This is a genomic window from Flavobacterium sp. (assembly GCF_044357305.1).
Classification (GTDB): domain Bacteria; phylum Bacteroidota; class Bacteroidia; order Flavobacteriales; family Flavobacteriaceae; genus Flavobacterium.
In genome coordinates this window covers 34,150-46,221 of record NZ_JBIKPS010000023.1, presented here as the reverse complement: position 1 = coordinate 46,221, position 12,072 = coordinate 34,150, and the positions used below count along the sequence as shown (strand labels likewise).

Below are 12,072 nucleotides of genomic sequence, written 5' to 3'. Positions count from 1 at the left end.
TGTTTTGTATTACTGAGCACCGAGCACTGAACACTGGTTTTGCAATTGCATTTTTTTAACCATATAGATTCATAGGTTTTTAATGTAGTTTAGGCGTTTCGCTTTGCATAGAATAATATAGCAAGTAGTTGTTTTTGCCACAGATTGTGCGGATTAGAACGGATTTTTTTGTTATTGATTTTGATTTTTGACATTACTATTGAATTTTATCCCGCAGATTACGCAGATTTCGCAGATGAATATTGTTACTGAAAAATTAGGATGGTAATTTGTTTTGTGTGTTTTGTATTACTGAACACCGAGCACTGAACACTGGTTTTGCAATTGCATTTTTTTAACCATATAGATTCATAGGTTTTTAATGTAGTTTAGGCGTTTCGCTTTGCATAGAATAATATAGCAAGTAGTTGTTTTTGCCACAGATTGTGCGGATTAGAACGGATTTTTTTGTTATTGATTTTGATTTTTGACATTACTATTGAATTTTATCCCGCAGATTACGCAGATTTCGCAGATGAATATTGTTACTGCTTAATTTAGTAAGGCAATTTGTTTTGTGTGTTTTGTATTACTGAGCACCGAGCACTGAACACTGGTTTTGCAATTGCATTTTTTTAACCATATAGTTTCATAGGTTTTTAATGTAGTTTAGGCGCTTCGCTTTGTATAGAATAATATAGCAAGTAGTTTTTTTGCCACAGATTGCACGGATTAGAACAGATTTTTTTGTTATTGATTTTGACATTGCCATTGCCATTGAATTTTATCCCGCAGATAACGCAGATGAATATTGTTACTGAAAATTTAGTACGGTAATTTGTTTTGTATTACTGAGCACCGAGCACTGATAACCGAGCACTGATTTTGCATTGCAATTGTACATAGATGCTTAGGTTATATAATTTGATTGGTATACGTTGAAACCTCCAATAAACACTTGGTTTTCCAATATTTTGAGATGAATAATTGGGTAGTGTTAAAAATTATTTATAAATTTACTTTATACGAACCTTTAAACCAACCAATTATGAATTCCATGTTTACTAAAATTGTTAGAAGAATACTGGGTGGTATTCTTGTTTTATTCGGATTGAATATACTGCTGCCGCAACCTTTTATTCCGTTGCCAGTGCCACCAGAAAAGGCCGCTGCCTTTTTATCTTCCATGGCTGCGACTGGTTATATTTTGAAAACTGTAGCCCTATTAGAACTAATTATTGGCGTACTTTTATTAGCAAAAAAATGGGTGGCCTTTGCATTGCTTTCGTTAGTTCCAATATCTATTAATATTGTGTTGTTTCATCTTTTTTTAGATGCTTCCGGAATAGCAGGTGCATTAGTTGTTGCTATCTTAAACGGAATATTGATTTATAAAAATTGGACCTCTTATAAAAGCTTATTTCTATAAAATACAAAAAGCGTCGGAAAAATCTTCCGACGCTTTTTATATACCAATGAAATTATAAAAGCAGGTAGTGGTTTTGGATATTAAAGACCACCTTTTTTCTAGTTATCCTATAACTTCTTATCTTTTAAATACCTTTTTATAAAAGCGACCTACAATGCCTTTTCGGTACCAAGGTTTAGCGGCTTCTTCTGCTCCGTAACCATAACCATAACCATAGTTATATCCGTAGCCATATCCGTAGCCATACCCGTAGCCATAACCATATCCGTAGGTGTTTGAATAATCAATAGAATTAACTACATAACCAACATTGTTAATTTTATCATCTTCTTTCAATTTAACCGCATACTGAATTAATTTTTTCTCGGTTACTCCAGATCGTGCTACATACACAGTAGTATCTGCGTATTTAGAAATAATCAAAGTATCCGAAACCAATAGGGTTGGAGCAGTATCCACTATAATTATATCGTATTCTTTTTTCAATTCTGCCATAAAATCTGCAAAACGCTTACTAGACAACAACAAAGTAGGATTTGGAGGGATATCTCCAGCTAGCAACATATCAAATGAGAATCCGTGTTCTGCTGTAGAAATAACTAAATCTCTCCATTTAAAAGAACTATTGTGTAAATAATTAGAAAGCCCTTTGTTGGCAGATTTACTTTGATTTAAAAATTTATGCAACTGTGGATTTCTAAAATCGGTACCTACTAGGATGGTTCTTTTCTCCAAACTAGAATACGAATTAGCAAGATTGTAAGCTACAAAGGTTTTACCTTCTCCTTTCTTGGCAGAGGATACATATATTACTTTACCCTCGTCGTTTTCACCATAAGGCGTAATAAAGTTCGTGTTATTAAGCAAGGTTCTAAAGGCCTCCATTTTTTGAGTCTCTCCATTTTTACCTTCTAACACGTTTGGAATTTCTGCCAGTACCGGAATACCTTTGGATTTTTCCTCTACATCACTACCGTTATATATTTTATCATCCAATAAGAAAATAACATATAAAATCCCGAAAGGAATACCCATGCCCAATAGCAAGGCAACCAGATAATATATATTTCTATTAGGAGAAATTGGATTAGGAAAGGCACGACCGGCATCTACAATTTTGGCATTTGGTTCGGTTACGGATAAGGCTATCGCGGTTTCCTCTCTTTTTTGTATCAAATACAAATAAATACCTTCTTTAATTTTTTGTTGGCGCTCTATCACACGGTACTCCTGTTCTTGTGTAGGAATTTGGCTTAGTTTACCCGACATTAAATTGTATTGTTTGGTTAAATCGCCTTTTTCGACCACTAATTTGGATTTGTATTGCGAAATACTCTGTGTTATGTCGCGTTCTAAATCGGTTAATTGCTGGTCTATATTTACTAAAGTAGCATTGCTTTTCTTACCATCTTTAAGCAAACGGTTGTTTTGCAACACTAAATTATTATACTGTTGGATTAATGGATTTACCAGAGCAGTCATTTTTTCACTCGGAATGAGTTCTGCTGGCACTAATTCCGACCTGCTTTTGTGCTTCATGAAATCCGCCATGATTTCGGTTACCCGCAATTTGGTTTCGGTTTCGATTAGCATTTTATCAAGGGTCGAAAAATTGTTTAAATAGATATTTGCATTGGAAGTAATATCGACCAATTGGTTTGCTTGCTTAAATCCTTTGGCCTTACTTTCTTCTGCACCCAATTCGGATGAGATGATTCCTAAACGTTCCTGAATAAATTTCAAGGTGTTTTCTGAAATTTGATTTTTATCGTTTATTGCTTCTTCATTATAAATGGTAATTAATCCATCTAAAAAATCGGCGGCTTTTTTAGGAACTGCATTGCTTACACTTAGGTTTACAATGCTACTAGTTTTACTTAATGCTTCAACTTGTAATACGCCACTATATCCTGCGGCTGCATTTTCTATTGGCATAACTACTATCTTAAACCCTTTGCTTACTGGATTAATTAAATTAAAAAAGGGCGTTTTTTGAAAATCTATACGTGCTTCCTCTACCACTATTGGAGTTCCAAATCGGAAAGTCCCCCTCTTTTTCCCTTTGGGATCCACTAGCTCAAAACTAGAGTTTGAAATAATAGTTATGGTAAAAATTTGTCTCTTTTTGTAAAAGGCATCCGTTGCATTTACTACCTGTAGTTCTATTGGTTGGGACTCTTTATACAACTCCCTATCTCTAATATTCCCTATAGAAATACAAACAATATTAAACTGCAGTTTTTTTAGTGTTTTTTCTATTAAGGTAGTCGAGTTTAGGATTTCAATTTCGTTATCTACATTGTTTTTCATCCCGCCCATTAAACCCAAGTCGGCAAAAGCACTTAACTCGGAATTAATTCCACCTTTTTTTTCGTCTCGAACTAATATTTTAGCTTTAGCTCTATATTGGGGAGTTGTATAGCGTAATTTTAAGAAGGCAATAGCAGTACAAATTAGTATGCTTATTACAAACCATTTCCAGAATCGTATGTACCGGCTTAAGATTTTAAAAGAAGATACTTCATTCTCTTCTTCCTCTTGCATATTAAAAGAATCTTGCATATTTTATTTTTTAAGGAATATTAATAAGGTCAATAACAATGAAATAGAACTAATAATTACTGAGGTATTCGGCCCTACGGCGGACGCATTTATTTTAGTTTTGTTTGGACTCACTACCACTACATCGTTTTGGGACAAATAATAAAAAGGCGAATGGATAAAACTCGATTTGGTGATGTCTATACTTTGGTAGGTTTTTTCGCCATTTTGCTCGCGAATTACTAAGATGTTATTTCGTTTGCCATAAATAGTTAAATCCCCTGCTACACTCAATGCTTCCAAAAGAGTGATACGCTCTCCTCTAACTGGTATGCTTCCTGGTCGCATTACTTCGCCTAAAACCGATACTTTAAAATTAAGTAGAATCAAGTTTACTCCAGGATTTTTAATATAGTCGGATACCAATGCCACCAATTTATCGTGGGCTTCGGTATGCGTTAATCCTGCTAATTTTATTTTACCCAAAACCGGAAAATCTATTTCGCCGTGGGTGTTGATTAAATAGGTTTTAATGGCACTTTGAACAACTGTACCGTCGGTATTATAATTACCTTGAATAGTTGGAAGGTTAAACGGTAGTGCATTCTCTGGATTTTCTGCAGAGACAATAATGCTTAACAAATCGTCTGCTTGTAATTTTGGCTCGTAATTGGTGTTGGTTTGGCCCTCTTTTTTTGCTGAATAGATATCCTGCATATAGGTGATTTTAGAACTTGACACACAAGAGGTAACTACTACAGCAATAAGTACTAGGAGTAGCGTTTTTGGAAAAGGTGTTTGCATAGAAATTATTTAGGTTAAGCGTAAGGCGCGACAAAAATAGATGTTTTTTTTTAATAATGATGTTTTTTTTTCTAGGTTGTAGGTTGAGTGGTCAGTGGTCAGTGATTAGTGGTCAGTGGTCAGTGGTCAGTGTTTAGTGATTATTGTTCAGTGGTCAGTGATTATTGTTCAGTGGTCAGTGGTCAGTGTTCAGTGATTAGTGTTCAGTGGTCAGTGTTTTAGTGGTCAGTGTTTAGTGATCACAAAGCAGTATTTAGTGGTTCGTATTTAGTTTTTCTAGTTGAATAACGCTAAAATTTTCATTTTCAAAAAAAGAAATTATTTCCTTTCATTGTTGTCCGATAAAACTAACTATTTGCTTTGTTAAGTTTTATAAATATTACGAAATTTTAGACTCAACTTAATTTTTAATATATTCTCGCTAAGACACAAAGTCGCAAAGAACTCAGATATTAACTGCGACTTTGCGCCTCTGAGAGAAAAAACATATAATGTTTTTAGCAATAAATATTTTAATCGGACAATAATGATTTCCTTTTTAAACTCATCAGTATACTTCTGATTCTTGCTTAATTGACTTTTATAGTCAACCTATATCAGGGACAGACAGCTTTCTGTTACCTGCTCTCTGTTTAACTGCTCTCTGTTTAACTGCTTTCTGACAACTGCTTTCTGACAACTGCTTTCTGACAACTGCTTTCTGATGACTGCTTTCTGATGACTGAATACTGCTTACTGTCCACTGACCACTCTAACTTCCGACTTTTTTTTCTTTTTTAAACGTCGTAAACGTTCCAACTGTTTTCCCTGTACTTTGTTTTTAACATAGAATCTGTACAATTCTTTTCCGATAAAAAAGGAAGCAATTGCAATACCCGATAGGAATCCAAGTAAGTAGGTTACTAACATAATAGTTTTTATTTGGGGTTAAAATGCATTTTTATCGCCTTTTAAAACAACAAATATAGTTAAAAAACAAATCTTAATATCTTTAATAATGTCCCATTGCTGCACGTATTGAATGTCGGCGTTTACTCTTCGTTTAATATCAGAAACTTTTTTTATTTCTCCACGCAATCCAGATACTTGTGCCAAACCAGTAATTCCTGGTTTTACATAATGCCGTACCATAAAATTAGAAATCAAATCATTATAGTCTTTGGTATGTTTCAACATGTGTGGTCTCGGTCCTACGATGCTCATGTCGCCCAACAACACATTAATAAACTGTGGCATTTCGTCTAGACTGGTTTGTCGGATGAATTTACCGATTGGTGTAATACGCACATCTCCCTTTTGTGCTTGTTGGCTATCACTAGTCGTATTGACTTGCATACTACGGAACTTATAACACCAAAATGGTTTGTTTTTCTTGCCAGTGCGCAATTGTTTGAATAATATTGGCCCTTTGCTTTGGTACTTAATAATTCCTCCAATAAGAGGATACAACCACGAAAGAATAAATACTAAAATTAAGACGCAAAAAAAGAGGTCAAAAATTCTCTTAATTAAACGATTGTAGGCATTTTGTAAAGGCTCGTGTCTAGGCTTTATAACCTGAAACTCATTGAGATTGGAAGAGGTATAGGGCACCGTTGAAATATTGGAAAAATCGGGAACAAATTTCAATCGGATGCAATAGTTATCTGCCAATTTAAAATAATAATTCAAATCAACAATATTATCTGGAGCAGTAACAACGTACAACTCGTCTATGTTATCCGAATAGGCTTGTGCAATGGCATTTGTTAATTCTTGCTTATACTCCTCTGTAGTAGCAACTACAGTATCGGATTTTTCATTAAGAATTCCCTTGAAATTCATAAACGTTTCATTGGATTCTAATATTGCTGCCAATTCAATGCTGGTTGTATTAAAACCCCAAATGGCAACATTTAGAAGTTTTTGCAGGCGGCTTTTAATTTTAAACAACAAAATCGTTATTAAACCCCTAGAAAAAAGTAAATACAGTGCCCAAAAAGTAAATTGGTATACATTAGAAGAAATACCAACTTGAAATTGTAGACTTCCTTGAAAGGTAAAAATAAAACTTTGTACTAAAATCCAATGCAATAAAAAAGTATGCCAGGAACGACGAAAAAAAAACATCAGATTGAACGTATTTCCTATATTGTATAATCTGCAAAATAGTGCCGAGAGCAACCAAGTCGTTACCGAAACTGCATACATTTTATCTAATACAAAACCATTCCAAACTACTCCAGAAGTATTGGCATACTTTAAAAAAATAAAAGCACCTCCAATAATTGCCAACAAATCGCCGAGCAAGCAACAAAAAAGAAAAGAAAATTTATGTCTGTTCAGCATGTTTGACTTTTTTTTCTAATTAAAAATCAGAAACAATAATAATCTATTTTTTTTAACTTATTCCAATGAGTTTACGAAAATATGTTATTTTTTGCATCGGATTACATCTGGGATGGTTTTTTTTAACGGAGATGGGTGTTGGGTTTTGGGTCTTGGGTTCTAGGTTTTGGGTTCTAGGTTTTGGAAAACTGTAGTCCCGGCTATTTGTCATTGCGAGGCACGAAGCAATCCCATCAAAAGGTTTTGGGTTCTGGGTTTTTGGAAATTGCATTGCCGGTTACTTGTCATTACAAACTTGCGATTTGTCCTCACCGCCAGCCCCTAGATTGCTTCCAACGTCGCAATGACAGGAGAGGGGAGTGAGTATCGTTTTCAAATACACTTTTTACTTTATAATTGGGATCTGTTATTTTTTGTTATTGGCACTAAACTTCCAGTGACTTGTCATTGCGAGGCACGAAGCAATCCCATCAAAAGGTTCTGGGTTCTAGGTTTTGGGTTCTGGAAAACTGCAGTACCGGTTACTTGTCAATACAAACTTGCGATTTGTCCTCTCCCCCAGCCCCTAGATTGCTTCCAACGTCGCAATGACAGGAGAGGGGAGTGAGTATCGTTTTCAAATACACTTTCTACGTTATAAAATGAGTTCTGACTATCTTGTTGTTATTGGGACTATACCCTCGGCGACTTGTCATTGCGAGGCACGAAGCAATCTCTTCTTAAGGCGCTGATTCGCTAAGGTTCTAAGGCACTAAGCTTATGAATTTCCCAATATTCTCTTGGGGTTACAGTCTTAGTTTCTTTATATGTTGGGAATGTAAAATCTGTGGTGTTCCCGGTTATTACAAAATTTGCCAAACATTCGTCTGCAAGTTCTAATATCTTGTTATCGTCTAAATCGGAAATTAATTCTAATCGGATTTTCGGATTAAACATTTTTGCTTTAGTTTCTATTTCTACAAGTAAAACTTCTGCTCTTGCAAAAAAATCTTGAAATTTAGCAAACTTTTCTCTTCTTAATACGTCATAGTATTCCGCCATTAATTCTTCGGAAACATACATCTCTATTTTGTCACCAATAAAAAGTTCGTTTATAATTGTATAAGGATAACTTTTTTGAATTAATGATGAAATAATTACATTGGTATCAATTACGATTCTTTGCATCTTTTCTAACTGCTTTTACTTCGTCTGTAATTTCATCCATTGTCATTTTAGAAAGACCATATTTTTCAGCAAGTTTTATACACTTACTTAAATTTTGGCGGGTTAATTCTTTACTTACAATGTCTACAAAATCAGTGAAATTCAGTTTACTCTCTTTAATCCCGAATTTGTTAAATTCTAAATCGGATATGGATATACTTAATGTTTTCATTTTTTTAATCTTTTTTCAAAATTACAAAAATAATTTTATTTTTTAGTCTGGTGTTTTGGGTTCTAGGTTCTGGGTTTTGGGTTTTGGAAAACTGTAGTACCGGTTACTTGTCATTGCGAGGCACGAAGCAATCCCATCAAAAGGTTCTGGGTTCTAGGTTTTGGGTTTTGGAAAACTGTAGTACCGGCGATTTGTCATTACATACTTGCGATTTGTCCTCTCCCCCAGCCCCTAGATTGCTTCCAACGTCGCAATGACAGGAGAGGGGAGTGAGAATCGTTTTCAAATACACTTTTTACTTTATAATTGGGATCTGTTATTTTTTGTTATTGGCACTAAACCTCCAGTGACTTGTCATTGCGAGGTACGAAGCAATCCCATCAAAAAATTCTGGGTACTGGGTTCTGGGTCTTGGGTTCTAGGCCCTAGGTTTTGGAAAACTATAGTACCGGCGATTTGTCATTGCGAGCTTGCGGTTTGTCCTCACCGCCAGCCCCTAGATTGCTTCCAACGTCGCAATGACAGAAGAGGGGAGTGAGTATCGTTTTCAAATACACTTTTTACGTTATAAATGAGTTCTGACTATTTTATTGTTGTGGGCACTAAACTTTCGGTGACTTGTCATTGCGAGGTACGAAGCAATCTCATCAAAAGGTTCTGGGTTCTAGGTTTTGGGTTCTGGAAAACTGCAGTACCGGTTACTTGTCAATACAAACTTGCGATTTATCCTCTCCCCCAGCCCCTAGATTGCTTCCAACGTCGCAATGACAGGAGAGGGGAGTGAGTATCGTTTTCAAATACACTTTCTACGTTATAAATGAGTTCTGACTATTTTATTGTTGTGGGCACTAAACTTTCGTTGACTTGTAATTCCGGGGAACGAGGACACGAGCGATAGCGAACTGGCTTAGCAATCTGTTTTTAAGGTACTGAGGCGCTAAGGTTCCAAGTTTAAAATGTGTACAATGACATTTTGAAAAATGATTACTGAACACCAATTACTGATCATTGATTTCTGAACACCGACCTCTGAACACTGCCTTCTGAACACTGCCTTCTGAACACTGCCTTCTGAATACTGAACACTGACCACTGTTTTTGGATTGTCTCTATTTGCTTTTTGCAGATGCTTATTCTATTTTAGAACCTGTCTATTTGCTTTTGGATTATCTCCATTTGTTTTCTGCAGGTGCTTATTCTATTTCGGAACCTGTCTATTTGCTTTTGGAATAACGTTGTTCGTTTTCTACATAAGGCTATATGCTTTTGTAACCTCCTTGTTTGCTTTTGGCATAACGTTGTTCGTTTTCCGTAGGTACTTATTCTATTTTGGTATTCCATTTCGGATTTTCCGTAAATGAAGATCTACCTTCGGTAGGTCAAGACGGAATTTCTGCAAGTATTTATAAAGCTTCCTTAAGTAAGGATAAACCTTCCGTAATACAAGAAATAATTTCGGTAGATCACAATTAAGCTTCGGTAAGTACTTGTTGGGCTTCGGACTATCCTTATTGTCTTTCCATATGCCCCCTCCTAAAATTACTTGACACTTTTTGTTGTTAATTACTAATTTTTTATGTCAACTAATTTTTTATTTCTTATGTAATATTACATTATTTTTAACCACATAGAAAAATCATAAATAAAAAAATTAAAAGTCGTTTTACTCTACAAAAGAAATCATAGTGTTCTAACTTCCAATTTACTTCTGAGTTCTACTTGGTAATTACATTATTTTTAACCACATAGAAATCATAATTAAAAAAAATAAAAGTCGTTTCACTCTACAAAAGAAATCATAGTGTTCTAACTTCCAACTTCATTCTGAGTTCTACTTTGTATTTGCACTATTTTTAACCACATAGGATAATCCTAAATAAAAAAAATAAAAGTCGTTTCACTCTACTAAAGAAATCATAGTGTTCTAACATCCAACTTCATAAGGCTTTATGCTTTTAAAACTTCTCTATTTGCTTTTGACATAACGTTGTTCGTTTTCCGTAAATCCACAACTTACAACTTTAAACTTACAACCAAAATCAATTCCCAATTGCTCGGTAAACAAATCCAATTTTTTCTAGTTGCGCTCCATTTAGGATGTTTCTTCCATCAAAAACAAAGGCTGGCTTTTGCATGTTATCGTAAATGCGCTGCCAATCGTAAGTGATAAATTCATCCCATTCGGTTAAGACTGCAATGGCATGTGCATTATGGCATGCTTCGTAAGGATCTTCAAAGGAGGTCGCTTTTTTGGCATTTTCTTCGGAAGCTCGGGTTTCTAAGTAATCTAAATCGGCAAGGATTTTTTTTCTAGTAACTTTTGGGTCGTATACTGCAATATCAGCTTGTTCGTTAAGTAATTCGTCTGCCACATAAATTGCAGCGGATTCTCTGGTATCGTTCGTGTCTTTTTTGAAAGCCCAACCTAAGAAAGCAATTTTTTTATCGGAAATGGTATTGTATAATGTTTTAACAATAGTTTTCGAAAATCGTCTTTTTTGGTGGTCGTTCAAGATAATGACTTGTTCCCAATAATCTGCTACTTCTTGTAAACCATAGGATTTGGCAATGTATACTAAATTCAAAATGTCTTTTTGGAAACAAGATCCACCAAAACCTACCGAGGCTTTTAAGAATTTTGGTCCTATACGGCTGTCCATTCCTATTGCTTTGGCTACTTCATCAATATTAGCACCAGTAACTTCACACAATTCGGATAAGGCGTTGATGGAAGAAATACGTTGTGCCAGAAAAGCATTGGCCGTTAATTTGGACAATTCGGAAGACCAAAGGTTGGTTGTTACAATTTTATCTTTAGCCACCCAGTTGGCATAAATTTCTACTAAAGCTTGCACTGCTTTTTGTCCTACTTCTGATGGGTCACCACCAATTAATACTCGGTCAGGATTTAGTAAATCTTGAACTGCGGTTCCTTCGGCAAGGAATTCTGGATTGGAAAGTATTTGAAACTGTACTCCATTACCAGTATTGTCCAGTATGTTTTTTACCGCTTCGGCAGTACGCACCGGAAGGGTTGATTTTTCGACTATGATTTTATCTTCTTTTGCAATAGAAGCAATTTGTCGGGCACATAATTCAATGTATTTTAAATCGGCTGCCATACCTTTTCCAGAACCGTAGGTTTTGGTTGGCGTGTTTACCGATATAAAAATCATTTGTGCTTCGTCTATAGCCTTATCCACATCGGTGGAGAAAAATAAATTTCTGTTTCTTGCTTCGGCGACTACTTCTGCTAATCCTGGTTCGTAAATGGGTATGTTTTCTACATTTTTATCATTCCAAGCTGCAATGCGTTCGGTATTTAAATCTACCACCGTTACTTGAATATGAGGACATTTTTGGGCAATTATTGCCATAGTAGGTCCTCCTACGTATCCTGCGCCTAGGCAGCAAATTTTTGTGATATTCATTTTTTTTTGTTTTAAAACCTTAATTTCAATCACTAGATTGCTTTCTTCATCGCAATTATGAGAGGAGTGCGAGAATAGTGATTAAGAAGATTTTTTTTGTAAAGGTACTGAGAGACTAAGGTGCTAAGATTCTAAGGTTTTTTTGGTGCTATTTTTATTATGAGGCGTTGTGAGAAACGTGG

9 protein-coding genes are annotated in these 12,072 nt (G+C 35.2%); 2 read left to right on the top strand and 7 right to left on the bottom strand.

Features of this window, described 5'->3' with window-relative positions; genetic code table 11:
- Positions 1-958 precede the first annotated feature (958 nt).
- A complete protein-coding gene (locus tag ACIQ2J_RS12340) occupies positions 959-1,408 on the top strand; it encodes a DoxX protein (RefSeq protein ID WP_396170259.1) in 450 nt (149 codons plus the stop codon).
- Positions 1,409-1,525: 117 nt separating this feature from the next.
- Here the strand turns inward: ACIQ2J_RS12340 and ACIQ2J_RS12335 are convergent, their stop codons facing one another.
- From ACIQ2J_RS12335 to ACIQ2J_RS12310, 6 genes are all read right to left on the bottom strand, one after another.
- On the bottom strand, positions 1,526-3,970 hold the full coding sequence (locus ACIQ2J_RS12335; protein WP_396170257.1) for a GumC family protein: 2,445 nt from the start codon (positions 3,968-3,970) through the stop codon (positions 1,526-1,528).
- A 3-nt stretch (positions 3,971-3,973) separates the two neighbouring features.
- The gene (locus ACIQ2J_RS12330) at positions 3,974-4,753 is read right to left on the bottom strand and encodes a polysaccharide biosynthesis/export family protein (protein WP_396170255.1); all 780 of its coding nucleotides are present in this window, start codon (positions 4,751-4,753) and stop codon (positions 3,974-3,976) included.
- A gap of 732 nt (positions 4,754-5,485) precedes the next feature.
- Complete coding sequence (locus tag ACIQ2J_RS12325) at positions 5,486-5,662, bottom strand: hypothetical protein (protein WP_396170253.1); 177 nt, start codon at positions 5,660-5,662, stop codon at positions 5,486-5,488.
- 18 nt (positions 5,663-5,680) lie between these two features.
- Positions 5,681-7,081 carry an exopolysaccharide biosynthesis polyprenyl glycosylphosphotransferase gene (locus ACIQ2J_RS12320; protein WP_396170250.1) on the bottom strand — a complete coding sequence of 467 codons (1,401 nt, stop codon included), beginning with the start codon at positions 7,079-7,081 and terminating at the stop codon, positions 5,681-5,683.
- Positions 7,082-7,816: 735 nt separating this feature from the next.
- The gene (locus ACIQ2J_RS12315; protein WP_396170248.1) at positions 7,817-8,248 is read right to left on the bottom strand and encodes a putative toxin-antitoxin system toxin component, PIN family; all 432 of its coding nucleotides are present in this window, start codon (positions 8,246-8,248) and stop codon (positions 7,817-7,819) included.
- A complete protein-coding gene (locus ACIQ2J_RS12310; RefSeq protein WP_396170246.1) occupies positions 8,229-8,459 on the bottom strand; it encodes a hypothetical protein in 231 nt (76 codons plus the stop codon). The genes ACIQ2J_RS12315 and ACIQ2J_RS12310 overlap by 20 nt, the downstream gene beginning before the upstream one ends.
- Positions 8,460-9,788: 1,329 nt before the next feature.
- On the opposite strand from ACIQ2J_RS12310, the gene ACIQ2J_RS12305 reads away from it, so the two are divergent.
- On the top strand, positions 9,789-9,932 hold the full coding sequence (locus ACIQ2J_RS12305) for a hypothetical protein (RefSeq protein ID WP_396170244.1): 144 nt from the start codon (positions 9,789-9,791) through the stop codon (positions 9,930-9,932).
- Between the two features lie 566 nt (positions 9,933-10,498).
- Here ACIQ2J_RS12305 and ACIQ2J_RS12300 read toward each other — a convergent pair.
- Entirely contained in the window at positions 10,499-11,890 is a 1,392-nt protein-coding gene (locus ACIQ2J_RS12300) for a UDP-glucose 6-dehydrogenase (RefSeq protein ID WP_396170241.1), read from the bottom strand.
- Positions 11,891-12,072 lie beyond the last annotated feature (182 nt).